The sequence below is a fragment of the Azoarcus sp. TTM-91 genome, from assembly GCF_012911025.1.
GTDB lineage: Bacteria > Pseudomonadota > Gammaproteobacteria > Burkholderiales > Rhodocyclaceae > Azoarcus.
Window position 1 is genome coordinate 1 of sequence record NZ_WUEI01000067.1, and the last position, 25,067, is coordinate 25,067.

General features: G+C 69.0%; 23 protein-coding genes. 7 read left to right on the forward strand and 16 right to left on the reverse strand.

Annotation, left to right across the window (positions count from 1 at the left end):
• Window positions 1-119: 119 nt before the first annotated feature.
• Both GRF61_RS16365 and GRF61_RS16370 read right to left on the reverse strand, forming a co-directional pair.
• On the reverse strand, window positions 120-698 hold the full coding sequence (locus tag GRF61_RS16365) for a hypothetical protein (RefSeq protein ID WP_211166023.1): 579 nt from the start codon (window positions 696-698) through the stop codon (window positions 120-122).
• A 19-nt stretch (window positions 699-717) separates the two neighbouring features.
• On the reverse strand, window positions 718-1,152 hold the full coding sequence (locus tag GRF61_RS16370; RefSeq protein WP_169151703.1) for a DoxX family protein: 435 nt from the start codon (window positions 1,150-1,152) through the stop codon (window positions 718-720).
• A gap of 169 nt (window positions 1,153-1,321) precedes the next feature.
• Here GRF61_RS16370 and GRF61_RS16375 point away from each other — a divergent pair, with 169 nt between their 5' ends.
• Window positions 1,322-2,221, forward strand: coding sequence for a LysR family transcriptional regulator (locus tag GRF61_RS16375; protein WP_169151704.1), 900 nt, complete (start codon window positions 1,322-1,324; stop codon window positions 2,219-2,221).
• 60 nt (window positions 2,222-2,281) lie between these two features.
• Here the strand turns inward: GRF61_RS16375 and GRF61_RS16380 are convergent, their stop codons facing one another.
• The 6 genes from GRF61_RS16380 to GRF61_RS16405 form a co-directional block, all read right to left on the reverse strand.
• Window positions 2,282-3,613, reverse strand: coding sequence for an LLM class flavin-dependent oxidoreductase (locus GRF61_RS16380; RefSeq protein ID WP_169151705.1), 1,332 nt, complete (start codon window positions 3,611-3,613; stop codon window positions 2,282-2,284).
• An 80-nt stretch (window positions 3,614-3,693) separates the two neighbouring features.
• Window positions 3,694-4,923 (reverse strand): cytochrome c, encoded by a 1,230-nt coding sequence (locus GRF61_RS16385; RefSeq protein ID WP_169151706.1) that lies wholly within the window; start codon window positions 4,921-4,923, stop codon window positions 3,694-3,696.
• Between the two features lie 5 nt (window positions 4,924-4,928).
• The gene (locus tag GRF61_RS16390; protein WP_169151707.1) at window positions 4,929-5,735 is read right to left on the reverse strand and encodes an ABC transporter ATP-binding protein; all 807 of its coding nucleotides are present in this window, start codon (window positions 5,733-5,735) and stop codon (window positions 4,929-4,931) included.
• On the reverse strand, window positions 5,729-6,862 hold the full coding sequence (locus tag GRF61_RS16395) for an ABC transporter permease (RefSeq protein WP_169151708.1): 1,134 nt from the start codon (window positions 6,860-6,862) through the stop codon (window positions 5,729-5,731). The genes GRF61_RS16390 and GRF61_RS16395 overlap by 7 nt, the downstream gene beginning before the upstream one ends.
• Before the next feature lie 22 nt (window positions 6,863-6,884).
• On the reverse strand, window positions 6,885-7,928 hold the full coding sequence (locus GRF61_RS16400) for an ABC transporter substrate-binding protein (protein ID WP_169151709.1): 1,044 nt from the start codon (window positions 7,926-7,928) through the stop codon (window positions 6,885-6,887).
• A 506-nt stretch (window positions 7,929-8,434) separates the two neighbouring features.
• Complete coding sequence (locus GRF61_RS16405) at window positions 8,435-8,968, reverse strand: rhodanese family protein (protein ID WP_169151710.1); 534 nt, start codon at window positions 8,966-8,968, stop codon at window positions 8,435-8,437.
• A 261-nt stretch (window positions 8,969-9,229) separates the two neighbouring features.
• On the opposite strand from GRF61_RS16405, the gene GRF61_RS16410 reads away from it, so the two are divergent.
• The 4 genes from GRF61_RS16410 to GRF61_RS16425 all read left to right on the forward strand — a co-directional run bounded on the left by GRF61_RS16410 (window position 9,230) and on the right by GRF61_RS16425 (window position 13,304).
• Window positions 9,230-9,589: a carboxymuconolactone decarboxylase family protein gene (locus GRF61_RS16410; RefSeq protein WP_169151711.1), complete on the forward strand. Its 360-nt coding sequence runs from the start codon at window positions 9,230-9,232 to the stop codon at window positions 9,587-9,589.
• Window positions 9,590-9,799: 210 nt separating this feature from the next.
• Entirely contained in the window at window positions 9,800-11,473 is a 1,674-nt protein-coding gene (locus GRF61_RS16415; protein WP_169151712.1) for a CHASE2 domain-containing protein, read from the forward strand.
• On the forward strand, window positions 11,443-11,841 hold the full coding sequence (locus GRF61_RS16420) for a hypothetical protein (protein ID WP_169151713.1): 399 nt from the start codon (window positions 11,443-11,445) through the stop codon (window positions 11,839-11,841). The genes GRF61_RS16415 and GRF61_RS16420 overlap by 31 nt, the downstream gene beginning before the upstream one ends.
• A complete protein-coding gene (locus GRF61_RS16425) occupies window positions 11,838-13,304 on the forward strand; it encodes a M48 family metallopeptidase (RefSeq protein WP_169151714.1) in 1,467 nt (488 codons plus the stop codon). The genes GRF61_RS16420 and GRF61_RS16425 overlap by 4 nt, the downstream gene beginning before the upstream one ends.
• Before the next feature lie 114 nt (window positions 13,305-13,418).
• Here GRF61_RS16425 and GRF61_RS16430 read toward each other — a convergent pair whose 3' ends face one another.
• From GRF61_RS16430 to GRF61_RS16450, 5 genes are all read right to left on the reverse strand, one after another.
• Window positions 13,419-17,315 (reverse strand): autotransporter outer membrane beta-barrel domain-containing protein, encoded by a 3,897-nt coding sequence (locus GRF61_RS16430; protein ID WP_169151715.1) that lies wholly within the window; start codon window positions 17,313-17,315, stop codon window positions 13,419-13,421.
• Between the two features lie 72 nt (window positions 17,316-17,387).
• The gene (locus tag GRF61_RS16435) at window positions 17,388-17,972 is read right to left on the reverse strand and encodes a hypothetical protein (protein WP_169151716.1); all 585 of its coding nucleotides are present in this window, start codon (window positions 17,970-17,972) and stop codon (window positions 17,388-17,390) included.
• A complete protein-coding gene (locus GRF61_RS16440; protein ID WP_169151717.1) occupies window positions 17,969-18,781 on the reverse strand; it encodes a sulfotransferase in 813 nt (270 codons plus the stop codon). The genes GRF61_RS16435 and GRF61_RS16440 overlap by 4 nt, the downstream gene beginning before the upstream one ends.
• Before the next feature lie 117 nt (window positions 18,782-18,898).
• Window positions 18,899-19,216 (reverse strand): thioredoxin family protein, encoded by a 318-nt coding sequence (locus GRF61_RS16445; RefSeq protein WP_169151718.1) that lies wholly within the window; start codon window positions 19,214-19,216, stop codon window positions 18,899-18,901.
• A gap of 121 nt (window positions 19,217-19,337) precedes the next feature.
• Complete coding sequence (locus GRF61_RS16450) at window positions 19,338-20,780, reverse strand: PLP-dependent aminotransferase family protein (RefSeq protein WP_169151719.1); 1,443 nt, start codon at window positions 20,778-20,780, stop codon at window positions 19,338-19,340.
• A gap of 108 nt (window positions 20,781-20,888) precedes the next feature.
• Here GRF61_RS16450 and GRF61_RS16455 point away from each other — a divergent pair, with 108 nt between their 5' ends.
• Both GRF61_RS16455 and GRF61_RS16460 read left to right on the forward strand, forming a co-directional pair.
• Window positions 20,889-21,536, forward strand: coding sequence for an NAD(P)H-dependent oxidoreductase (locus GRF61_RS16455; protein WP_169151720.1), 648 nt, complete (start codon window positions 20,889-20,891; stop codon window positions 21,534-21,536).
• A gap of 40 nt (window positions 21,537-21,576) precedes the next feature.
• A complete protein-coding gene (locus tag GRF61_RS16460; RefSeq protein WP_169151721.1) occupies window positions 21,577-22,008 on the forward strand; it encodes a carboxymuconolactone decarboxylase family protein in 432 nt (143 codons plus the stop codon).
• 137 nt (window positions 22,009-22,145) lie between these two features.
• Here the strand turns inward: GRF61_RS16460 and GRF61_RS16465 are convergent, their stop codons facing one another.
• From GRF61_RS16465 to GRF61_RS16475, 3 genes are all read right to left on the reverse strand, one after another.
• Window positions 22,146-23,258: an alkene reductase gene (locus GRF61_RS16465; RefSeq protein ID WP_169151722.1), complete on the reverse strand. Its 1,113-nt coding sequence runs from the start codon at window positions 23,256-23,258 to the stop codon at window positions 22,146-22,148.
• Between the two features lie 52 nt (window positions 23,259-23,310).
• A complete protein-coding gene (locus GRF61_RS16470) occupies window positions 23,311-24,474 on the reverse strand; it encodes an MFS transporter (protein WP_169151723.1) in 1,164 nt (387 codons plus the stop codon).
• A 94-nt stretch (window positions 24,475-24,568) separates the two neighbouring features.
• Complete coding sequence (locus GRF61_RS16475; protein WP_133587586.1) at window positions 24,569-24,862, reverse strand: metalloregulator ArsR/SmtB family transcription factor; 294 nt, start codon at window positions 24,860-24,862, stop codon at window positions 24,569-24,571.
• Between the last annotated feature and the right edge of the window lie 205 nt (window positions 24,863-25,067).

Here is a 25,067-nt window from a genome sequence, read left to right on the forward strand (position 1 = left end):
GGCCGGGGGAGAGGGGGAGGGCACGCGCCACCCTGAAACGCAGCCGCCCCTGACCGGATATCCTTCCCCGCGCTGCCCCGGCCCTTACCTGCAGGCGCACCAAGCGCTTCCCCAGTCCATCAAGCCCCGGCCGGCACCGAAAACACCCAGCGCGAACGCTGGGCATCGGTCGCCTCGCAACGCTCCACGAACAGCGGCCGCCAGCGGTGGCTGGGCTCGAAGGTGGTGGCGGATTCCCTGCCCACCGTCAGGCACAGGCCGCTGCCGGTCAGTTCGACGCGGCCATCCGGCCTGTGGGTGAAGCGCTGCAGCTTGTCCGCCTCCATGAAGGGCGTCCGCTCGCCGCATTCCCGTGGCACCAGCGCCGCCCCGGGCAGCGCCCGGCCGTCCAGGCCTGCGACAGTGGCACAGGCGTGGTAGGCGGGGAAGCGGATGTAGCCGTTGGCTTCCATCACCACCGCTTCGTCCGCATACAGCCCGGGCTTGCAGTTGTGCGCTGTCAACGGCAGGTCGAAGCGGATGTAGCGGCCGGAACCGACCACGTCCAGGCAGTAGCCGTCGTTCGGCCGGTCCAGCGGATCGACCAGGCGCAGGTGGCCGGGTCGCTGGGCCTGGGCGGTTTCCGCGTGGGCGGCCGGAGTCATCAGGGCGCCGGCCGCCAGTAGCGGAAGCAGGGTCAGGCTGGGGAATGGCCGCATCGGCGGGTCTCCGGGCACATCAGGCCGCATGGGGGAAGAAGAGCGTGTAGCGACCGTATTCGCGCCGCTCCTCGCGCCAGGCATGCAGCGCCAGGGTGACCGAGAGCAAGCCCCACAGTACGAGGTACTCCACGCCACCGAGGTTCCACAGCCAGCCCGGCCCCTTGACCACGATGGTGGCGTAGGCCGCCACCGCCATCAGGCCGCCGGAGAGCAGGCCGACCCACTTCACCAGGATGCCGAAGGTGAGGCCCACGGCACAGGCCGTCTCCAGCGCCAGCGACAGCACCAGGAAGAACAGCGCGGGATGGAAACCGGCGCGGGTGAAAAAGCCCAGCGACCCCTCGAAACCGGCCAGCTTGTAATAGACGTGGGGCACATAGAGCAGCCCCAGCGCGAGGCGGAGCACGACCAGTGGATCGGCAAGGTCGAAGCGGTTCTTGTTGGCAGACATCTTCTTGCTCCTTGAATGTCATGGGGATTGCGGTTATGCCTTTCCGGCTCCTTTTCTTCAGCGGTATTACCGGAGTCGCGATTCCACGATAGCGCCCGCCCCGGCGTTGATAAACACGGTCGCCGCGGATAGATTGTTTCCTCATAGTTGATAAAAACGGGAACGGAACATGGATACGCTCAGCAGCATGCGAGTGTTCGCCGCGGTGGTTGAACTGGGCGGCTTCACCGCCGCCGCGGAGCGCCTGGGCGTTTCGCGGGCGATGGCCTCCAAGCATGTGCAGCACCTGGAAGACCACCTCGGCACCCGGCTGCTGCACCGGACCACCCGCAAGCTGGCGCTCACCGAATCCGGCACCGCCTACCACGAGCGCTGCGTGCAGATCCTGGGCGAGATCGAGGAAGCGGAAGCCGGCGCGGCGCGCGGTACGGTGGCGCCGCGCGGCGTGCTGAGGGTGACGCTGCCGGTGTCCTTCAGCGTGCGCCACATGGGGCCGCTGATCGCCGAGTACATGGCGCGCTACCCGGAGGTGACGGTGGATGCCTACGTCAGCGACCGCCGGGTGCATCTCATCGAAGAGGGCTTCGACCTCGCGCTGCGGGTCGGCCCATCGCCGGAATCCAGCCTGATCGCCCGCCGCCTGGCCTCGGACCGGGTGGTGATCTGCGCCTCGCCGGACTACCTCGCCGCCCACGGCACGCCGCAGCATCCGCGCGAGCTCGTCGGCCACAACTGCGCCATCTACAGCTATTCCGCCCAGGGCAACGAATGGCACCTGTCCGGCCCGGACGGCCCGCATACCGTGCGCGTAAGCGGCCGGGTGCGCGCCAACAACGGCGACCTGCTCAACCAGATCGTCGCCAGCGGCCACGGCGTGATGTGCCAGCCGCGCTTCCTCGTCGGCGACGAGATCCGCAACGGCCGGCTGGTGGAGATACTCAGCGACTACCCGATGGAGCCGGTCGGCATCTACGCGATGTACCCCAGCCGCCGCCATCTGTCGGCCAAGGTGAGGAGCTTCGTGGAGTTCCTGGCGGCGCGGTTTGCGGCCAGAGGGGAGTGGTGCTGAAGGCCGCGGCTGGCGTCATCTTCTGCGCCGGGATGGCATGAGAGATGGCGATGGCGAGGCTCATTCGAAACGCCGGTTCGGCACCCGCGGCAGGCCCAGGTTCTCGCGCAGCGTGCGGCCGCTGTAGTCGCTGCGGAACAGGCCGCGGCGCTGCAGTTCCGGCACCACCAGGTCGACGAAGTCGCCGACGCCGGCGGGGGAGGAGGAGAACATGATGGTGAAGCCGTCGGCGGCGGCGCTGCGGAACCAGTGTTCGAAATCGTCGGCGATGGTCTGCGGCGTGCCGACCAGGATGCGGTGGCCGCCTATGGTGAAGCGGGCGTAGAGCTGGGCGACGGTGGGGCGGTGCTGGCGGATGTAGTCCAGGATGAGGCGCTGGCGGCTCTTGTGGCTGTTGGTTTCGGCGATGTGCTCCGGCAGCGGCACCGGCGCGTCCGGCGGCAGGCCGGCGAGGTCCACGCCCAGGCTGGCGTAGGCGGCGAGGGCCTTCAGCGTGGCGTCGCGGTCGCGGTGGCGCAGCAGTTCGGCGTACTTGTCCTCCGCTTCCGCCTGGCTGCGGCCGACGATGGGGGAGACGCCGGGCAGGATGGCGATGTGATCCGGGTTGCGCCCCAGCGCGGCGGCCTGGCCCTTGACCTCGGCATAGTAGCCGCGGGCGTGCTCCAGCTCGGTTTCGGCGGTGAACAGCAGTTCGCCGATGCGGGCGGCGAGCTGCTGGCCGGCGGCGGAGGCGCCAGCCTGGGCGATCACCGGGTAACCCTGAGGCGGGCGTGCTGCGTTGAGCGGGCCGCGCACGCGGAAGAATTCGCCCTGGTGCGCCAGCGGCTTCACCTTCGCCGGGTCCACCCACAGGCCGCTGGCCTTGTCCGCCACTACCGCGTCGTCCGCCCAGGTGTCCCACAGGTCGGTGACCACCTGGTAGAACTCGTGGGCGCGGCGGTAGCGCTGGGCGTGCTCGGCATGGGCGTCGAGGTTGAAGTTCTCGCCGCCGCCGGTGGAGGTGACCACGTTCCAGCCGGCGCGGCCGCCGGAGAGGTGGTCCAGCGAGGCGAAGCGGCGGGCGATGTTGTAGGGCTCGTTGTAGGTGGTGCTGGCGGTGCCGATGAGGCCGATGCGGCGGGTGACGGCGGCGAGCGCCGGCAGCAGCATCAGTGGGTCCCAGCGCGGCGAGATGGTGTGGTAGGCGAGGGCGTCGATGTCGGCGTAGACGTTGTCGTAGAAGAACAGGGAATGGAACTTGCCGCGCTCCAGCGTGAGGGCGATGTCGCGGTAGCGCTCGAAGTTGTGCCAGGCGTCGACGTCCACGCCGGGGTGGCGCCAGCTGTCGCCCTGGACGCCGGAGCCGCTCAGGTAGGCGTTGAGTTTGAGTTGGCGGGCTTGGGCTGTGCTCATGGGGGCTTCCTCGCGGTGGGTGGAAAAGGGCTGCGGTGCCTGCCGTGGGCTATCCGTTCGGTGGGCGGTGCAGGCGGGATTCAGTGGAAGTAGGCGCCGCGCACCGGGCGCAGGGGCTCGGCATCCATGCGGGCGATGAGGCGGCCGAGGCCGTCGCCGGCCGGGTTTGCGCCGGCTTGGGCGGGCTGACTGGCGCCGCCGCGGCAGACCATGTCGCCGTCCGACCAGTCCTGTCGCGCGCTGCCCAGGGCGCGCAGCCAGCCATCGCGGTCGGCGAGGAACTGGCTGCCGGCGAGCGCTTGCGGGCTCACGCCGGCGATGAGGGCGAAGGCCTGCCAGGCGTCGGCGGAGCGGCTGATGCAATCGGCGCTCTCGGCCTCGATGGCGCTTTCGACTGCATCCGGTGGCAGGAGCAGCAGGGTGCGCAGGCGCGGGTCGGGCAGTGGCGCAGCGGCGCCGGCGACGATGCGCAGGCGCTGCCCCGGCGTGGGGGTGAAGCGCCTGGGCCCGGCGCCGCAGTCGGCCTCCAGCGCCGGCAGCGCCACCGGGCTGATCCAGCGACCTTCGCGCTGCAACCCCTGACCGGCGGCGAGCGCCTGCAGGTAGGCGAGCACCGTCCAGATCTCGCGGTCGGACAGCGTGCCGGCGAAGGCGGGCATGGTGGAGATGGTGCCGGTTCCGCTGGTGAGTTCATGCCGCAGCCGGGTTCGGCCGCTGCCGGAGGCCGCCTGCAGCCCCCGCCGCACCGCCCAGAACTGTGCGCCCTCGCTGCGCTGCCACAGCAGGCCGCGGGCGAGGTCGGGCGGCCACATCGGCAGACTGGCGGCCAGCGGGCCGTTGCCGCGGCCGTCCTCACCGTGGCAGCCGGCGCAGTGGGCGGCATACAGCGGCGCGCCGGCGGCAATGGCGGCGCTGTCGAAACCGGTGGTCGAACGATGGAACTGGGTGGGCGTGGCGGCTGCCAGCAAGGCGGCGCGGCCGGCGGGTTGCAGCAGCGTGGAGACGGGGAGTACGCCGACCAGCAGCACTGCCGCGGCGAGCGCTAGGGCGGCACGGCGCGTCCGCCGCCAGCAGGCGAGCACCGCGGCCGGCGCGATCAGGACGACGGCCGCCAGGGCCAGCGCGAGCTGGCGGGCGAGGCCCTGATCCAGCCGCAGCATCTCGGTGGCCAGCCGCCACCGCCAGGGCCATAGCGGCTGGCCGTCCAGGCGCGGCAGCAGGCCGAGCGCATCCGCCAGCGCAAGCAGCCCGGCCTGCAAGGCCTGCACCAGCCACAGCAGGGTTTCCAGCCAGGCCGGTGCGTTTGCCACCGGATTTACCAGGTGGCGTCCAGCCCGAGCAGGCCCAGGGCCTGGTGGCGCAGCTCGGCCAGGCGGGGGCTGCCGCGGTGGCGCGGGTAGGGCAGGTCTACCGTCAGGTCGGCCTTGATGCGCGCCGGCCGTTCGCTGAAGACGATGACCCGCTGCGCCATGAACAGCGCTTCCTCGACGTCGTGGGTGACCAGCAGCACGCTGAAGCCGCTGCGCTGCCATAGCGACACCAGCTCGCTCTGCATCGCCAGCCGGGTCAGCGAATCCAGCTTACCCAGCGGTTCGTCCAGCACCAGCAGCGCCGGGTCGTTCACCAGCGCCCGCGCCAGCGCCACCCGCTGCGCCATGCCGCCGGAGAGCTGGTGGGGATGGACCTCGGCGAATTCGCTGAGGCCGACCAGCGCCAGCGCCTGTTCGACCCGGTGGGCCTCGCGCCGCAGCACGCCGCGCGCCTGCAGGCCGAGGGCGACGTTGTCGCGCACCGTGCGCCAGGGGTAGAGCGTGGGGTCCTGGAAGACGACGATGCGCGAGGGATCGGGGTTGCGGATGGGGCGGCCGTCCTGCAGCAATTCGCCTGCGGCCGCCGGCTCCAGCCCGGCGACCAGCCGCAGCAGCGTGGATTTGCCGCAGCCAGAGGGGCCGAGCAGGGCGACGAATTCGCCGGGCGCCACGTCCAACTCAACCCCGTCCAGCACCGGCAGCGGGCCGTCCTTGAGGTCGAAGTGGTGGCTGACGCCACGGATCCGGATGTGGGCGCCCGTTGTGGTGGGGGCCGCCGGCCGCGGCGGGCGGACCTGGGCGAGGGCTACCATTTCACCGTCCCCTTCTGCCACGACAGCACGCGGTCGCGCACCGCGAACAGCAGGGTGATGAGGCCGGAGCAGACCAGCGCCATCACGATCAGCGCGGCGTACATATTGGTGTAGGCGGCCCAGCCCTGCGCCCAGGTGAGGTACCAGCCCAGGCCGGCCTTCACGCCCATCATCTCGGCGGTGACCAGGATGGAGAAGGCGCCGCCCAGGCCCATGAACAGGCCGACGAAGACCTGCGGCAGCGCCGCCGGTATGGCCACCCGCAGCACCAGGAACCACTGCGAGGCGCCCAGCGTGCGGGCGACGTCGTAGTAGTTGCGGTTGACGCCAGCCACGCCGGACCAGGTCAGCACCGCCACAGGGAAGCCGGTCGCCAGCGCGATCAGGAACACCGCGGCCGCATAGCTGGAGGGGAAGACGAAGAAAGCCAGCGGCAGCAGTGCCGAGGCCGGAATCGGGCCGATGAAGCGGATCAGCGGATGCACCCAGTAGCCCACCGCCCGCGACCAGCCTATGGCCACACCGGTGAGGAAACCCACCCCGGCGCCGACCAGGAAGCCGTGGCCCAGCAGCCGCAGCGAATGCCAGGCACTGTCGGAGAGGCGGGCCCAGTCGTCGATGTAGACCTCGGCCAGGCTCTGCGGCGGAGCGAAGAAGGGCGTGGGCAGCACGCCGTACTTGGCGGTGAGCAGCTGCCAGGCGCCGGTGAACAGCGCCAGCGCGATCAGCCACAGGCCGGCGGGTCGCAGCCGGTCCAGCGCACCGCCCAGCCAGGGCGCGGCTAGCGCCAGGGCCAGCAGCAGGCCGGCGCCGGCGGTAGTGGCGATGCCGGATTCGACGGTGTAGTTCCACTCGGTGAAGCCGGCCGGCGCGTTCGGCAGCAGCCAGGTCAGCAGGCCCACCACCAGCCAGGCGAGGCCGGCCGTGGCGCCGCTCCACCACAGCGGGCGGCGGGCGGAGGCCGATGGCGGGATGGCTGGCTGGATCGAGGCCGGCGCGGGTGCGTCTGTCGGTGTCGGTTCCTTGGGCGCTCGATAGACGGCGGCGTCGGAATACCTGGCGCCAGTCTGGCGCGGGCCGGTGTAAGGGGTGCCGTAGGGCGCGCTGGCGTAGGGGGCGGATGCCATGGTGGTTTTCTCCGCGCCGTGCTCAGCCGAGCACGTTCACATAAACATGGTTGGCCAGGCGCTCCGGGTCGGTGCTGGACTTCAGCACGCCGACCGAGCGGAAATCCCTGGCGTAGAAGGCGATCTCGTCGCGCAGGTCGGTGCCCACCGGATGGTGGTTGTGGGTCAGCGTGCCGAGCAGCTTGCGCAGGTCTTCCACCTCCACCTTGGGCGAATACCTGGCGAACAGCGCGGCGGATTCGTTCGGGTTGTGGGCGACGAAATCCGAGGCCTCGACGATGGCGCGCGCCACCGCAGCCGCCACCGGCCGCTCGTTGCGCACCAGCTTGCCGCCGGCACCGACCACGCAGCACACCTTGTTGGCGTACTCGCCGGAGAGGTTGGTGGCGAGCTCCATGTAATCGTTCGGCTTGCGCTTCTCCAGCAGGTAGAGGTTGGGATCGCCATCGGCAATCGCCTGCACCTCGCCCTTGTCCACCGCGATGCCCAGCAAGTCCGCCGGGTACTGCCGCCAGGTGACATCCTTTTCCGCGTCGATGCCGTGCTTGTTGAGCAGGATGGAGAAGAAGTTCTTGCCCGGGCTGGCGAGGTCGCTCACGCCTATGGTCTTGCCGCGCAGGGCGTCCAGCGAGGTCACGCCGGCGGCCTTCACCCCCACCAGGCGCACGCAGCCGCCGTGGGAACTGCCGATCAGCTTCACGTCCAGCCCGGCCTCCAGCGGCTTCAACCAGCGGTGGATCATGCCGATGGCCGCGTCCGCCTTGCCGGTGGCCAGGGATTCCAGCAGCTGGTCGGTGGAGCCGGTGTAGTTGATCAGCTCCACGTCCAGCCCATGCTTCTCGAAGTAACCGCGCTCCTGTGCCACCACGATGGGCGACAGGCAGAAGGCGTTGGCATTCCAGGCGAAGGTCAGCTTGCGCCGCTCCGGGGCGGCCCACACCTTGGCACCGAAGGGCGCAGCAGCCGCGCCGGCGGTCAGCGCACCGGCGGCGCGCAACAGGCGTCGGCGCGCGGGGAGAAAGCCTTTGCCGTCGGTGGGGGGAGCGGAATCCAGGTGTAGCGTCATGGGGGCTGACTCCAGGCGAAGAAAGGAAAGCCCGGCGCACGGCCGGGAATTGAATGCGATTTGTGCATGATAGATTTTGAAGAATATCCAGGAATTGAATTTATCCGATAAGAATTGCGGCTATCGGGATAACCGGAGTGGGACCTGGCGATGGGGGCGGGGCAGGTTGCTGCGTGGTATGGCGGCAGCGATGGACGGCGGGATCGCTATCGGTATGCGTGGCTGAAGGCGGAATGCCTGCCGGGGAAAGGAGGCGCCGCACGGTGCTTGCAACGGTGGCGGGAGGATGCTGGCTTGTCAGGCTTGCTGCGGCGGGTAGTCCTGACGGCGTAAGGAAAGGGGCGCGGCGGGCGGCCCGTTCTGCCGGGAATCTGGATGCCCCATTTGGAGAGGCATCACCTCGGGCAAATACGGTTTGTACGGTAATGGGCGCTTTCTTGCTCCCCTCTTCCGCGAAGGAAGAGGGGAGCGCCCCGCCTGCGATCAGCGCGTACGAACGGCAGTTCTCAGCGCTGGCCCGCAAGGGCCCGGCGGTTCCATGGCATGCGCGCGAGCAGCCGGGCCATGCCGCAGAAACCTGACAGGCCGGCGAAGACCAGACCGGCGCCGACGAAGCCGGACAGCAGATGGAACCAGGGCGACACGGTGGCGCCCAGCACCGCGCCGGCCAGGGCGAGGCTGCCGGCGGCGATCTGGACCTGGCGGTTCAGCTCCAGCGGCTGGCTGCGGTCGGCCGCCACCGGCAGGCCGGCGCGTTTCCAGCCGTCCAGGCCGCCTTCCAGCAGATAAGCCTCGCAGCTGACGCAGGCGGCCAGCGCCGCGGCGTTCATCTGCGTGCGCTGGCCGGAGCGGCAATGGAAGACGACGGTGGCACCGGGCGGCACGGCCGGCGACTGCGTGGCGAGCTGGGCCAGCGGGATGAGGCGGGCGCCGGGGATGTGCTCGCGAGCGTGTTCGTCGGCATTGCGGATGTCGATCAACATTGCGCCGTCGGCGATCAGACGCTGGGCGGCGGCGGGGGAAAGGGTTTTCAGACTCATGGTGGCGGTCGCTCTGAAACCGCACTCGGCATGCGTGCGGGCGGGTTGTGGAGGTAGAAAAGGAAAAACAGAAAAGGGACGCGGAAGAATCTGCAATGGGGTTATTTTAGCATTTTCTAATTTAGATTATTCTAATAGAAGAAGGCCGGTGCCGGGCGCTGCTTCCGCACCGTCTCCCCTTCGGGTGCCTTCATCGTTTCCCCTTCATATCTGATTGTTTCCTAATCGTTTTTCTCTAAAAAATCGCAAGGAGTCTTTCGCATGTCCGCCCAGCCCTACAAGGAACTTACCCGTGAAATCAGCGCAAACCTGGCCCCGATGAGAAGCGGCCAGCCCGCGCTGATGCAGGCTTTTGGCGCTTTGGGCAAGGCGGCGCTCGCCGCTGGCGCGCTGGACGCCAAGACCAAGGAATTGATCGCGCTCGCCATCGGTGTCGCCGCCCGCTGCGACGGCTGCATCGGCTTCCACACCCAGGCGCTGGCCCGTCTGGGCGCGACGCCGGAGGAGGTGCAGGAAACCCTGGGCGTTGCGGTGTACATGGGAGGCGGCCCCTCCTTGATGTATGCGGCGAACGCGGTGGCGGCCTTCGAGGAGGCCATGCCGGCGACGGCATCCGCTTGAGTCGGGCGTCTCTGGCCGGCATGGGCTGGCGGGCCGCAGCAGTGGCCTGCCTCCCTGTTTTTCAGACCGGTGAAGATTTCCCGCTTCGGGTATGCAAAAGGCCTTGATACATCTTGCAACGCCATGCCCCGTCGATTAGCGTTCCAGCTTCCAGCGCGCCTCTTTGAGCCTTGATCCCCGGGGCCGGGCGGCTGCGGGAGTCCGATGCCGATGCATGCCGCCAGCCCAGGGTCACGCCGGGTTTCGACCGCCCTCCGCGCTGCGGGCCGGTCGCTGCTGCGCATCGGCGTGCTGTTCCTGCTGGCCTGCCTGCTACGGGAAGTCGCCAACCTGGACAAGCTGCTCGGCAACGCTTCGCAGATCGTTGCCGCCCACCTGGTGACGCCGGACTACATGCACCGTCGCATGGCCCGCTGGCCCGCTGGCGAGCAGGCGGGCAAGCCGCTGGTGGTCCTGCTGAGCGAGGGCGACCTGGCCGCGCTGGGCTACGCCTATCCGCCGCCCTACGATCTGCATGCTGACCTGCTGCGCCGCTTGGCGGAGGACGGCGCGCAGTCCATCTTCATCGACTTCTCCTTCAAGGACGACCGCGGCGACCGCGAGTCCATGGCGGTGCTGGAGGAGCAGATCGATGCGCTGGCTGCCCGCCAGCCGCCCCTGCCGCTGTTGCTGGGCGTGTTCGGCGCGCCGTCGGAAAGCAGCGATTGCTGGGGCGTCGTGCCCGGTTTGGCGAAGCGCTTGCTGGAGCCGCCGGGGGGCGGCTGCCGGCTCGCCCGCGCTGCGGGGGAGGGCGGGCGGCTGTCGCCGGTGAACATCAGCCTCGACTGGCCGGGCGAGGACGGTGTGGTGCTCTATCGCGATCATGGCGCGGACTGCGAACCGCCGGCGTGCGCCAAGGCACCTTTCTCGCCCGCCTACGCGCTGCTGGACGAGGCGCAGCGCGCGGCGGCGCCGGGCACCATGGAGATCGTCTGGGTGGCGGAGCCCGCCGCCGCGGCCAACAAGCAGAAGCAGTGCGTGCGCGGCCTGGGCAGCCTGTTCACCGATGGGCTGGAGGCGGCGCGCCTGCGCTGTCCCTTGATCGACGTGCTCACGGTGACGCAGCTGCTCGACATGGACGATGCACCGCGCCGGGCGCTGGTCGAGGGCCGGGCGATCTTCTACGGCGGCAAGCTGGAGCTGAGCGGCGACCAGTGGCCGGTGGCCCTGCACGGTCAACTGCCCGGCGTGTTCGTGCATGCGATGGCCTATGACAACCTGATGACCTACGGCCCGTCCGGCGTCAAGCACCAGGGCGCGATGATCGCCTGGGTGAAGGCCCTGCCCGCCTCCTGGGGCGTCAGCTTCTACGACGCCATGCTGTTGCTCAGCGCGGTGGCGGCGGTCTTGCTGCCGCCGGCGGCGCGGCGGCTGCGGGCGGCCATCCGCAGGAGCGGGCTCTGGCGGCTGGCGCGGCTGGCCAGGCTGCGCTGGTGCCTGCTGCCGGCCGGCCTGCCGCTGCTCGCCATCGCGCTCATGGCCTGGCCTTCCTCCTATGCCGGCGTGCTGGCCGCCGCCGCCCTCTACCTGTTGATCCGCGCGACCTTCTGCCCGGCCTACCTGGGCTTCCTGTTGCTGGGCGGGCTGCTTTCCGTGGCCGCCTACCTCTGGCTGGATCTGGGCCCCATCTATGTGCTGACCTGGATTGCGATGTTCGAGGTGGTGGTGATGCTGCAGGCCGCGCTGGACGGCTGGCACCGCGACGCCCACCGCCTGCGCTGCGCGCTGCCGGCGGTGGCACCGGTGCTGGAGCGGCTGGTCGTCGGCGTGACCCACGCCGTGCTTTGCAGATTGACGTCTAGGAGGAGGTCGCCATGTCTGTCCCGGGAAAGTTCATCCCTATAGCGCTGCTGGCATCCCTGGCCCTGCAGCCGCCGCATGCCGCCGCGGCGGAGAGCCAAGAGGTGGTGGAGCGGCTGTCCACCAGCGTCGTCAGGCTTTATGACGTGCCGCGGGGCAAGGTCATCGCCGAACTGCAGAAGTCCGCCTATCCCACCACGCTGTCGTGGAAGCTGCTGCAGCCGAAGTTCGTCGATAGCGCCTTCTTCAACGTCAGCACGCCGGTGGGCGACGGCTGGGTCAAGAAGAACGAGGTACGCCTGGGCGGTGCGGCCTCCCAGGCGGTGACCGCCGGGGGCATCGCCGAGGACAAGGGCGTGGCGATAGGCGGCACCCGCGCCATCGGCGATGCTGACCGGGTGAAGAAGCCATGAGAGTCCCGGCCTGCGTCCTGCCCATCGCCTTCGCCTTGCTCACCGGCTGTGCCACGGTGAAGAGCGGCACCGATACCGTGGCGGGCTGGGTGGAAAGCCCGGGGGAAAGCGCACCCCTGAAGACGAAGCTGGCCCCCGGGGCGTATGAGCAGTCCGGCCTGGCCGTCGGTGCCGACAAGGACCTGTCGCGGATGAAGGGGCAGAGCCTGGGCTACATCCGCCAGGCCGACATCGAACGCCAGCTCGCCGTGGTGCATAGGCGCATCCTCGCCGCCAGCGGGGTGAGCGAGGTGCCGGGCCGGGTGGTCCTGATCGCGACGGACCGGCCGGTGGCCTATTCCAGCCCGGACGGCAACGTCTATCTCTCCATGTACTGGTTGAACGCGCTGGAGAACGAGGACGAACTGGCGGCGCTGATCGCCCATGAAACCGCCCATGTGCTGCTGCACCACCACAACTCCGACATCGTCGGCCTCACCCAGAAGCGCGCGGAAACCCTGCAGCTGACGGCGGTGGCGGTGCGCAACGCGTTGGAGAAGAAGCAGGCCAGCACCGGTGATACCAAGGAGCTGGCGAGTTTCATGCTGCTCACCGAGCTGACGCAGAAGGTGGTGATGCCGGCCTGGAACCGCCGCCAGGAAACCGAGGCCGACCTGCTCGGCTTCGATCTGCTCGTCAGCGCCGGCTATGTGCCGCTGTCCATGCAGGACATGCTGGCCAAGCTGGAGGCCTGGGAGAAGCACAACCACGAGTCGGAAACGGATTTCCAGCAACGCCTGGGCGAGATGGCCAAGACCGACCTCTCCAAGGCCCTGGGGCAGCTGTTCGAGCGGGTGGTGGGCGACGTTTCCGCCCTGCACCCGGAGACCGGCAAGCGCATCGACGCCCTGGGCGAATACCAGCGCCGCCACTACGACGAAGTCGAGATCGGCCAGCCGCGGGTCCAGGACTGGGAGCGCTTCCGCAAGCAGCCCAAGGTGGCGGCAATGCTGAAGAGCTACACCGACGCCTTCAGCGCCGCCGCGCTGCACCGCCAAGGAAGGAACAAGGAGGCGCTGGCCTTGGCGCAGAAGGCGCTGAAGGGCGAGGCGGCGTCCCACGCCTATCCGAACTGGGTGACGGCGAAGGCCGCCGCGGCGCTTAACGACCGCAAGGCCACCCAGCGTTACCTGGAGACGGCCCTCAAGTCACCCGACCCGGTGCCGGTGCTGTATAGCGAGATGATCGCCTTCAACGAGGAGGGGCGCCGGTACAAGGATGCGCTGGCCTGGGTGGACAAGGCAGAGCAGCGCTTCGAGGACAACCCGGAATGGCTGGTGGCGCGCATCCGCCTCAACCGGCTGATGAAGAAAACGGACGAGGTCGGGCCGCTGCTGATCAAGTGCGGCTTGACCTACCCGGAGGCCAAGCGCGCCTGCGATGCCGCCGCGGTGGAGCCGCCGAAGGAGCAGGCCAAGCGCTGAAATGTGGCTGCCCGGCGCCCGGCGTGCTGCCGGGACTTCGAGTAGCCAGGCATGGAGGCTGCCCGGCCTCGCCCGCCCGGCGCAGGCCGGGCAGGCGGAGCTTGCCGCAGGCGCTCAGAACGCCCAATCCAGCTTCACCGAGGCCGTCTGGCTGAGGAAATCCTCGCGGTACTCGGCGTCGTAGCGGCCGGTGATCTCCAGGCCGCCGGCGGTCTTGAACACCGCCCCGATACCGCCGCGCACCAGCCAGGGTTCCTGCTTGAGGCCTTCGGTGCGGAAGGCCGCCCCCGGCGCGCCGGCGAAGGCGGCGGTGACGGACGAGCGCTCGTTCAGCGTGTCGTAACCCACGCCCAGGTTGGCGAGCAGTGAGGATTGCGCGTTCAGTTGATGCGCCAGCTTGCCGTCCAGCCCGATCACCAGCGCCTCGCTGCTGCGGCTATCCACATCCAGGTTGAGCGCGCCAGCGCCCTTCTCGGTGTAGGACTCATCGCGTATCCAGCTGTAGTCGGCCCGGATCGAGGGCGTGAAGTGGGTCTTCGCTCCGAGGTCGAAGCGGTGGCCGATGCCGATGCCCACATAGGCGGTATCGCTGTCGAAGTCCGCCTTGGCCACGCTGGAAGCGAAGGCGATGTGGCGGCGGCCCTCATTGCGGTTACGGCCGATGCCGGCATGGAAATCGATGGCGGTCGCCTCGCTCAGGCTGTAGCTGCCGTAGGCGCTCAACTGGTAGAGGTCGATGTCGGCGCGCTGGCTGGCGCCGCCCTTGGCGTCGATGTCGGTCTTCGCGTAGGCGAAGGCCAGGCCCAGCCGCAGCGCGCCGTTCAGTTCGCCATCCACGCCCAGGGCCAGGCCGTAGGTTTCGGCGTCATAGCCGCTCACGCCCTGGCGGGAATCCTGGTCGGTCCAGGTGCCGAAGGGCTTCACCCAGAAATGCTTGTCGCCCAGCACGGCATCGCCGGACGCCTGGCCGCGCATCTCATCCATGCGGATCTGCACCTGGCGGTTGATGCTGTCCAGGGTATTGCGGCTCGCCGCGGTGTTGCCACCGGTGAGCAGCGGCAGAGCCTGGCTGAGCGCGTTGGAGACTTCCTGCTGGTTGGTCAGCGGTACGAAGAGCAGCGCCAGCTCGCTGGTGGGCGAGGCGGTGAAAAGCTGGTCGAGCACTCTTGCAGCGCCATAGCCAGCGCGGTTGTCGAAGGCCTGAGCGCTGCCCAACACGGTCGAACTGTTGTTGGAGGGGGGCGTGGAGGTTGCACTGATCGTCAGGCCGACATCGTTTGCGCCATAGGTGGCGGCAAAGTCGAACAGCAGGCTGTTGTCGGTGACGCTGGTGAAGCTGCCGGGGTTGATGCCCGCGTCGGCATGGATCACCGAGGCGAGCGAGCCGCTGGTGAGGCCGACGGCGGAAGCGGCGTCGATGTGGAGCGTTCCGCTCAGGCTGGCGGAGCCGGTCACGTCGATCTGGGCATAGCTGCTCATGCTGGCGACTTCCAGCGTGAGGTTGCCGGTCGAGCTGAAGTTGCCACCCACGGCCAGCGTCTTGCCGGCGGCCACGGCAACGCTGCCGCTATTGGTGAGGTTGCCCGCCACGCTGCTGTTCTGGGCGCTGAAGGTGGCGCCGTTGGACACGGTGACCGTGGTGCTGGCCAGGCTGGCGCCGTCGGTCAGCTTCAGCGCGGCGCCGCTATCGACGGTGGTGGCACCGGTGTAGAGGTTGGCGGCGGTGAGGGTCAGCGTGCCGGCGGCCACCGTCAGGTTGCCGTTGCCGGAGATCTGGTTGGCGACGGTGTAGGCATTGCTGCGGTTGAACACCAGGCTGCCGCTGTTGCTTACGTTGCCCGTCCCCAGGCTGCCGGTGGTGCCGCCATCGCCGATCTGCAGGGTGCTGCCGGACTGGATGTGGGTGCCGCCCTGGTAACTGTTGTCGGCGGTGAATACCGTGGTGCCGCTGCTCAGCACAACAGCGCCCAGGCCGGATATCTGGTTGGCAACGGTATGGTTGTCTGAGCGGTAGAAGAGCAAGTCGCCACCGTTGATGACGGCACCGCTGCCCAGGCTGCCGCTGGTGCCGCCATCGCCGACCTGCAGGCTGCTGCCGCTGGCGATGGTGGTGGTGCCGGTGTAGCTGTTGTCAGCGGTGAGGATGGTGGCACCGCTGCCGCTGATCGTGAGACTGCCGCTGCCGGAGATCTGGTTGGCGACGGTCTGGTTATCGGAGCGGTTGAAGCTCAGGCTGCCGTTATTGATGACTGCGCCGGTGCCCAGGCGGCCGGTGGTGCCGCCGTTGCCGATCTGCAGGCTGCTGCCGCTAGCGATGGTGGTGGTGCCGGTGTAGGTGTTGGCGGCGGTAAACACGGTGGCGGCACTGCCGCTGACCGTCAGGTTGCCACTGCCGCTGATGACCCCGGAGAACGTGCTGGTGGCGGCATCGCTGCTCAGCGTGCCACCGCTGCTGCCCAGCGCAATGGCATGGGCGTTGGTGAAGCTGCTGGTGCTCAGCAGCGTGCCGCCATTGAGCGTCAGCACGCTGCTGGCGGAGCCCAGGGCGGCATCCGAGGCAATGCTCAGCGTGCCCTGCTTGATGGTCCAGTTGGTGACTTCGGTGGTGGTGCCGGTGAGCGTCCAGGTGCTGTCGCCGGCCTTGCTGTAGTTGGCAAAGCCCTGGAACTGGGCGCCGCTGCCGATGTTGGAGAGGGCGAAGTTGCCATCGGTGCTGCCGCCCAGGGTCAGGGTGTCGCCGCCATTGGCATTGCCGCTGGTGCTGACCACATTGCCGATGAAGACGGCGCCGTCATGGATGATCAGCTCGTTTGCGCCGCCGGACAGGGAAACCGCATTGGCGCGGATCGTGCCGCTGCCGTCGAGCCCGCCGGAGATGGTGCCGGCGTTGGTGATGGTGCTGGAGCCGGTGGAGACGACGCCGGCGGCGCCGACGCCGCTGGCGCCGGGCGAGCCTGGGTTGTACAGGTTGGTGCCGCCTGCGCCTCCGGAACCGCCAGTTCCTCCGGTGATGGTGCCGGTATTGTTCAGGATGAAGTTCGAACCGGTGACGCCTGCACCGCCAGCGCCACCCGCGCCACCATTCCCGCCGATGTACTTGCCGCTAGAAGAAGTAGCGCTGCTACCGTTGCCACCGTTGCCGCCGCTGCCGCCCGTCACGGAGCCGCTATTGGTCAGCGTAAACCCTGTGCCGCTGACGCCTGCGCCACCCGAGCCCCCTGCGCCACCCGTGTAACCGCCGCTGTAGCCTGTGCCGCTGTTGCCGCCGTTGCCGCCAGCGCCGCCGCTCAAGGAGCCGCCATTGCTCAGCACGAAGCCTGTGCCGCTAACGCCCGTGCCACCCGCGCCGCCGGCACCACCGCGCCCACCCAAGCCCCACACGGAAGCAGTACCGCCGTTGCCGCCGCTGCCACCGCTGCCACCGCTTAGCGTGATGCCGTTGGTGAGGGAAAAACCTGTTCCGCTCACGCCGGAGCTGGCGTTGCCGCCCGAAGTACCGTGCCCGCCATGGCCATTCGAGTTATCGGCGCCGTTGTTGCCGGCGGTGCCGTTGCCGATGCTGAGGCTGCCGGCGCCGGTGGTGGTGAGGCTGCTGCTGCCCAGGTCCAGACTGCCGCCGGAAATGCTGACGGCGGCACCCACACCCAGGGTGGTCGTCGCGGTGAAGGTGGGCAGGCCGGAGAGCAGGTCCAGGTCGGTCGGCGCGATGAACGCAATCGTGCTGCCGTCGTCCGCATTGGCGTTGTCGATGGCCTCACGCAGGGTGCCGGCGCCGCTGTCGTTGTTGCTGGTGACGACGTAGGTACCGGCCAGGGCGCTGTGGGCGCCGAGGGCGAGCAGGCCGGCGGACAAGGCCGTCGCCAGGGGTTTGAGGGCGGTGCGCAGGCGGGCCGGAAGGGCGCTTGGCGTGGGCGAAGCAGCGCCCGGCATTCCGCGCAGGCGGGCGGTTTCGGGCACGGCCTGGAGCTGGCCATGGCGGTTGCGGATGAGGGCGAAGGCGAGTTTGTTCATAAGGGCATCCCGGTGGTTTTGTCTGTTATTGCGGAGTTGCTGTTTGTGTGCGCGTAAGCGGGTGGGTTGATCTCATGGTGAAGCGTCTGCGAAGAGTCGGCGCCACACCCGGAGACCTCGGGGGTTGGTTCCGAGCAGGCGCAGGCCGATGCGGTGGTAGATCCGGTTGCCGGCGGGGGTGTCGAGCTTGGGGTTTTCCGTCACGGCTGCGATGCCTACGGGCGCGCCTGGTTCGCCGGCGTAGTCCAGGGCGAGCCGGGCGAAGGTGCCCTGGAACATGGCGGGCATCATGCCGATGAGACGGCTGCGGGGGCGTACGAAGGTGCGGAAGAACCAGTACGGCTGGCCATCGAAGGCCAGGTGATCGATGTACACCGAGGTGACGCCCGCGATCTGGCCGCGGGGGTCGAGGGCGACAACGCCGACTTCGAAGGTCCGCCGCCAGGCGCTGGCCGCATCGGCGATGGCACCGTGGCTGGACCAGAAAGCCATGAGGGCCTCGCGCACGGCGGGCGACTTGTGCTGGTCCAGGAGCCACACCAGGGTGTGGCCGCGGAACTCACCGATGCGGGGCAGGGTGTCGAAGGGAGGCTGTAGGTCTTGGGGTGGAGGGGCTGCTTCTGTCGGGGTGAGGGCCTGGTCTGCTGCCTTGCTCATATCACCCGCACCCCATGCTTGTTGATCTCCGGGTTGCGCCAGAAAGCGTCCTGGGTGAAGCGCTGGAACACGTCTGGCGGCAGCACGGTGTCGCGGGGCTGGTGGCTCACTTTGCGGCGCACGGTGTGCAGGCCGGGGGTGCCGGCGCGGTGGTCGAATTCGTCCGCCTCGAACTCGACGTTGTCGAAATCATGGGCGTAGGCGGGCTCGGCGATGAAGTCATATACAGCAGCCAGCGCGCGCTGGGGGTCGCTGACCAGGGTTTCGTACTGCAGCAGCATGAGCTGCGCGGCGTGCGGGCCGAAGAAGGCTTCTTTCAACGCGTTGTAGGCATAGCCGACCAGGCCGTCGCCGTTGGCGATGGCATCGGCCCGGGAGTACACCGTGTTGCCGGCCTGGTAGTTGAAGATCGAGGAAGGCGATAGCGCGTTGCGCTGGATCAGGCGTTCCACGCTGTCGATGACCCAGGGCATGTCGCGCACGCAGGCAATGACCTTGGCCCGCGGCAGCAGGGTCTGCAGCAGCGACAGGCGGGCGCACCAGCTGCGGTTGGTGTCGAAGATCACCTCCGCCGGATGGTCCGGCCCGTAGAACTGCTCGAACACGCCACGCAGCACGCGTTGGCGCTGGGTGTCGTCGATGAACATGGAGTATTCGTTACGCGCGCTCATCTCCTGCAGCAGGCAGGAGACGAGGTCGGCCACCGGGCCGCTCATGCTGGCGTGGAAGCGGGGATTCTGGCGCAGCAGCGCCGAGAGCAGGGTGGAGCCGGAGCGGGGCAGGCCGGAGATGAAGTGGAAGGCGGGCACGAGGCGATCCCTGCAGATATCCGAGAAAACATTCTGATACGGAATATCTCTTGGGTTGCTCCAGAAGTAAAGAGCCCGGAGGCTGGAATGGCCCGTATTTGCTGGGTTTCAGGCAGCTCACCGCTGCAGGGCGAGTAGGGCCTCCAACTCGTCCGGAGTGGCAGGCCGCAGCACCCGCCCCGCCTCCTGCCCGTCCACCAGCAAGACCAGCGTGGGCCACAGCTTGACCCGGTAGCTGCGGCCCAGGCGGCGGCCAGGGCCGTCTTCGACCTTGATGTGGCGGACCTCGGGATGATGGGAGAGGGTGCTGGCGATCAGGGGCTGGGCGGCGCGGCAGAAGCCGCACCAGGCCGTGCCGAACTCGAGCAGCGTGGGGCCGGGCAGGGCGTCGAGTTCTTCGCGGCTGGGTTCGGGGGAGGTGGCCTGGGTTTCCATGTGGGGCTCCTGTGGAGATCAAAGCAATGCGCCTGCGGTGGCGGCCTCGTTTCCTTTTTTGCGGCTTGCAAGCGGCGCGCCCGCGTGGGGCTTGCAAGCCGGCGGAACAGCCGGGCAGCCATCAGGCGATGGCGGCATGCAGGCGCTCGGCCAGCATCTGCGCCTGCGCGGCACCGGCAATGTTGGTGAAGCCCATCAGCAGGCCACGGCCGGTCGGGCTCGCGCCCAGGTACCAGGGGCTCAGCGGCAACACCGCCAGGCCCTGGGCATTGGCGCGGGCGGCGAGGGCGACGTCGTCCTCATCCACGCCGGATTCGTTCCTCAGCCGGGCCAGGATGTGGATGCCGCCGGCCTGCAGGTCGATATGCAGGCGGGGGCCGAAACGGCCTTGCAGCGCTTGCTGCAGCGCGCTGCGGCGTTCGGCGTAGAGCTTGCGCATCTTCTTCAGGTGGCGGGCGAAGTGGCCCTGGGCGAGGAAGTCGCTGACGGTGGCCTGCAGCAGCTCCGGGCTGCCCTGGGCGAAGGCGTCGGCGGTGCGGCGGAAGCGTTCGATTTCGCTGGCCGGTACCACCAGGTAGGCCAGGCGGAGGCCAGGGAAAAGCACCTTGCTGAAGGTGCCGGTGTAGAGCACGCGGCCGTGGCGGTCCAGCCCCTTTAGCGCTGGCAGCGGGCGGCCGTGGTAGCGGTATTCGCTGTCGTAATCGTCCTCGATGATCCAGGCGCCGCTGGCCTTGGCCCAGTCGAGCAGGGCAAGCCGCCGCGCCAGCGACAGCGAGACGCCCAGCGGGCTCTGGTGCGAGGGGGTGACCACCGCGAAGCGGGCGTCCGCCGCCTGCCGCAGGCCGTCCTCCACCCGCAGCCCTTCCTCGTCCACCGCCACCGGCACCAGCTCGGCGCCGGCGGCGCGCAGGGCGTCGCGGGCGTGGAAGTAGCCGGGGTCCTCGAACCAGCAGCGGTCGCCGGGCTGCATCAGGCTGCGGGCGATGAGGTTGAGTGCGCTGCGGTAGCCGGCGGTGATGAAGATCTGCTCCGGCGAGCAGGCGATGCCGCGGGAGATGCCCAGGTAAGCGGCCAGCGCCTGGCGCAACGCCAGGTGGCCCTGGTTGTCCGGATAGTTCATGCCGGCGGGATTGAGGCCGCGCAGGCGCTGGGCGGCGAGCCGTGTCCATAACTTGCGCGGGAAGACATCCAGCGCCGGCAGGCCGAGCTGGAAAGGCAGCGGCTCGGCAGCGGTGAGCAGCGGCGAGGGAGCGGCCGCCGGTGCTGGCGAGGGCGGCCCGCTGGCGACCGCCGAATAGGCGTGGGTGGCGAGCTGCGGCGACACCACCGTGCCGGCCGGCCCGCGGGCCTGCAGGTAGCCCTCGCCGATCAGCATCTGGTAGGCGGATTCCACCGTGCCACGGGCAAGGTTGAGTTCGCTCGCCAGCGCGCGCACCGCCGGCACGCGGTCGCCGGGGCGCAGCCGGCCCTGGGCGATGGCGTTGCGGAAGCGGCGGTAGAGCTGGAGGTAGACCGGGGTGCTCTGCTGGCGGTCGGGCTCCAGGTGGAAGTCGCGGGCGTCCATGTCCTAGTTCTTTTCCCGGTTCTTGGCTCTGTCGACTATGGCATGGCTTGGCCATCATGCGCTCATCGGCCTTGAGCCCCTGATTTGTCCTGAACCGGAGATTCGAAGATGAAGCTGATGCATGTGGATGCCAGCCCCAAGCTGGAGTGGTCCAACTCGCGCGCGCTGTCGCGCGATTTCGTCGCGCTGCTGCGGGCCCGCCTGCCAGGCCTGGAGGTGGATTACCTGGACCTGAGCCTGACGCCGCCGGCGCATGTGAGCCGCGAGTTCGCCATCGCCACCTACACGCCGGCGGCCGAGCGCAGCGAGGCGATGAAGGCGGTGCTGGCGGAGTCGGACGGCCTGTGCCAGCGCCTGCTGGCGGCGGACCTGCTGGTGTTCGCCATGCCGATGTACAACTGGTGCATGCCCTCCAGCTTCAAGGCCTTCATCGACGCCATCGTGCGCGCCGGCGTGACCTACGTGGTCGATGCCCAGGGCAACTACGTCGGCCAGCTGGCGGGGAAGAAGACGCTGTTCATCACCAGCCGCGGCGCCGATCTGCGGCCCGGCGCGCCGTTCGCCCACATGGACGCGCTGACGCCGGCGCTGCGCCATGCGTTCGGCTTCATCGGCGTGGCCGAGCCGCGCTTCGTCGATGCCCAGCCCATGCAGTTCGCCGACCCGGACGCACGCGCGGCAGGGCTGGAGCGGGCGCAGCAGGAATTGGCGGCGGTGGCGGAGGAATGGACCGCCGCGCTGCGGGCGGCGGCCTGAACGCCATAGCAAGCACAAGCCCAGAACAAGGAGATGAACCATGGACGCCCAGCGCCTGGAATACGACACGCTGTCCCCCGAAGCCTACCGCGGCCTGCTCGCGGTGCATGAGGCACTGAACAAGAGCCCGCTGGGCAAGACCCTGGTGGAACTGGTCTATCTGCGGGTGTCGCAGATCAACGGCTGCGCCTTCTGCCTGGAGATGCATGCCGCCGCGCTGCGGGCGGCCGGCGTGCCGGCGACCAAGCTGGACGCGATGGCCGGCTGGCGCGTCAGCGCCCGTTTCGACCAGCGCGAGCGCGCCGCGCTGGCCTGGGCGGAGGCGCTGACCGATGTCGCCGCCACCCATGCGCCGGACGAGGCCTACGAGCCGCTGAAGGCGCATTTCAGCGAGGTGGAAATTTCCGACCTCGGCTATGCCATCGCGTTGATGAATGCCTTCAACCGGCTGGCGATAGGCGCGCGGCGTTGAGCGCTTGATGCCGTCGCCGGGCATTGCCGGCGGCGGAAACAGGGAAGCCCGCCTGCGGCCACGAGGGAGTACCTCGCGCCACGGGCGGGCTTCTTCCCGATGGGCTCAGCCTGAGCCCATCGCAGCGGCTGCGCCGTTTACGCCAGCGCCGGATAGTCGATGTAGCCCTTCTCGCCGCCGCCGTAGAAGGTGGTGGTGTCGAAGGGGTTCAGCGGCGCTTTCTCGCGCAGGCGGCGCACCAGGTCCGGGTTGGAGATGAAGGCCTTGCCGAAGGCGACCAGGTCGGCGCGGCCTTCCGCCACGGCGGCTTCGGCCAGTTCGCGGTCGTAGCCGTTGTTCACCATCCAGGCGCCCTTGCCGCCGGCTTGCTGGTAAGTGGCGCGCAGCGCAGCGTAGTCGAAGGGCGTGTCGCCCTGCTGGTGGTCGCGGGCGCCGCCGGTGGCGCCTTCGATCACGTGCACATAGGCCAGCGGCCAGCGTGCCAGCTGCCTGGCAACATAGCCGAACAGCGGTTGCGGTTCCGGATCGGAAGCATCGTTGGCCGGCGTCACCGGCGAGATGCGGATGCCGACGCGGCCGGCGCCGATCTCGGCGGTTACCGCCTCCATTACCTCCACCAGCAGGCGGGCGCGGTTCTCGATGCTGCCGCCGTAGGCGTCGGTGCGCTGGTTGGAGCCGGAGCGCAGGAACTGGTCGATGAGGTAGCCGTTGGCGGCGTGGATCTCGACGCCGTCGAAGCCGGCCTCGATGGCGGCGCGGGCGGCGCGGCGGTAGTCGGCGACGATGCCGGGCAGCTCCTCCAGCGCCAGTGCGCGCGGTTCGGAGGTGGGCACGAACTCGCCGCTGCCGTCTTCCTTCACCAGGTAGGTCTTGGATTTCGCACGGATGGCCGAGGGCGCCACCGGTGCGCCGCCAGCGGGTTGCAGGCTGGTGTGGGAGATGCGGCCGACGTGCCACATCTGCACCACGATCTTGCCGCCGGCGGCATGCACCGCGTCGGTCACCCTGCGCCAGCCTTCCAGCTGCTCGGGCGCGTACAGGCCGGGCACGTCGGCATAGCCCTGGCCCTGGTGGCTGATGGCGGTGGCTTCGGTGATGAGCAGGCCGGCGCTGGCGCGCTGGGCGTAGTAGGTGGCGGTGATGGGTTTGGGCACGGCGTTGGGCGAGCGGTTGCGCGTCAGCGGTGCCATGACGATGCGGTTGGCGAGTTGCATGTCGCCCACGGTGACGGCTTCGTAGAGATTGGCCATGTTTGCGGTCTCCTGTTTCATGGTTGGGAGAAAACGTGCTTGTTCGCTTGCTTCAGTTGCAACCAGCGACGGCGGGCTTGCTGCCGACGCTGAAAGTGAGCCCGGTGGTGATAAGGCCGGCCAGCGCCAGCGCGGCGGCGGCCAGCGGCACCTCGGTGAGGCCGTAGCCGTGGGTGAGCACGCTGCCGCCCACCCAGGCGCCCAGCGCGTTGCCGACGTTGAAGGCGCCGATGTTCAGCGTGGACACCAGGTTGGGCGCGCCCTGGCCGAAGGCCACCACGTTCACCTGCAGCGCCGGCACCAGGGCGAAGGAGGCCACCGCCCACAGGAACAGGGTGATCTCCGCCGGAATCAGCGCGCGGCTGGTCCAGCCGAAGGCCAGCGAGGTGAGCGCCATGGCGACGAAGGCGCCGGCCAGCGTGGCGGGCAGCTTCCAGTCCGCCAGCTTGCCGCCGACGACGTTGCCGACGGTGAGGCCGAGGCCGATCAGCAGCAGCGTCCAGGTCACGCCCTGGGGCGACACGCCGGTCACTTCGCCCAGCAACGGGGCAATGTAGGTGAACAGCGCGAACATGGCGGCGGCGAACATCACCGTGGTGGACAGCGCCAGCCACAGCCCGGCGCCGCGCAGCGCGGCGAACTCGCGCCGCATGGAGACGGCTTCCTGGCCGTGGTCGCGCGGCAGGGCGCGGACCAGGCCGATGAGGGCGAACACGCCGATCAGCGTCACGCCCCAGAAGGTGGCGCGCCAGCCGGCGGCCTGGCCGAGGGCGGTGCCCAGCGGCACGCCGAGCACATTGGCCAGCGTCAGGCCGGTGAACATCATCGCCACCGCGGACGCACGCCGCGCCGGCGGCACCAGGCCGGCGGCCACCACCGAACCGATGCCGAAGAAGGCGCCGTGGCACAGCGCGGTGACCACCCGGGCGACCATCAGCAGGTCGTAGTTGGGCGACAGCGCGCACATCAGGTTGCCGATGATGAAGATGCCCATCAGCAGGATGAGGGCGCGCCGGCGCGGTAGCCGGGCGGTGGCCAGCGCCATGAATGGCGCGCCGATGGCGACGCCCAGGGCGTAGCCGGTGACCAGCCAGCCGGCGCCGGGAATGCTGACGCCGAGGTCGGCCGCCACCTCGGGCAGCAGGCCCATGATGACGAATTCGGTGGTGCCGATGGCGAAGGCGGAGAGGGCGAGTACGAGCAGGGGAAAGGGCATGGGGAGCGATCTTGTCGTCGGGGGAGGGAATCCGCCGTCGGCTTGTGGCCTGCGGCGGGGTTTTCGGCGCGGGGCGGCTTTGTGTCTCTACCCCTCAGAGTTCCTGGCCGATGCGGCGCAGGAACTCGGCGATGGTGTCTTCGTTGCGCTTGTAGAACACCCACTGGCCGATGCGGCGGGTGGTGACCAGCTCGGCCCGCTGCAGCGTCGCCAGGTGGGCGGAAACGGTGGATTGGGAAAGGCCGCAGCGCTCGAACATGCCGGCGCACACACCGACTTCCAGCGGGTGCTCCTGCTCGGCGAAGTGCTTCTCCGGCTCCTTCAGCCACTGCAACAGTTCGCGCCGCACCGGGTGGGCGAGCGCCTTGATGATTTCGTCGATGTCCATGCTTGCTGATTGCGGTTTTGCGCGCCGGGGGCCAGGCGCGGGGGGCGCTGGCTCATCCACGGGCGTAGATCATATCGGATCGGGGCGAAGTATATATCGTTTTTTTTAGATATGTATTGCGGTGCAAAAACGATCGGTGAGATGTGGTTGGAATCGGGAGGGCGCTGTTGGGGAGGAAGCGCTGCGCGGGTGCGTCCTGCAGGGG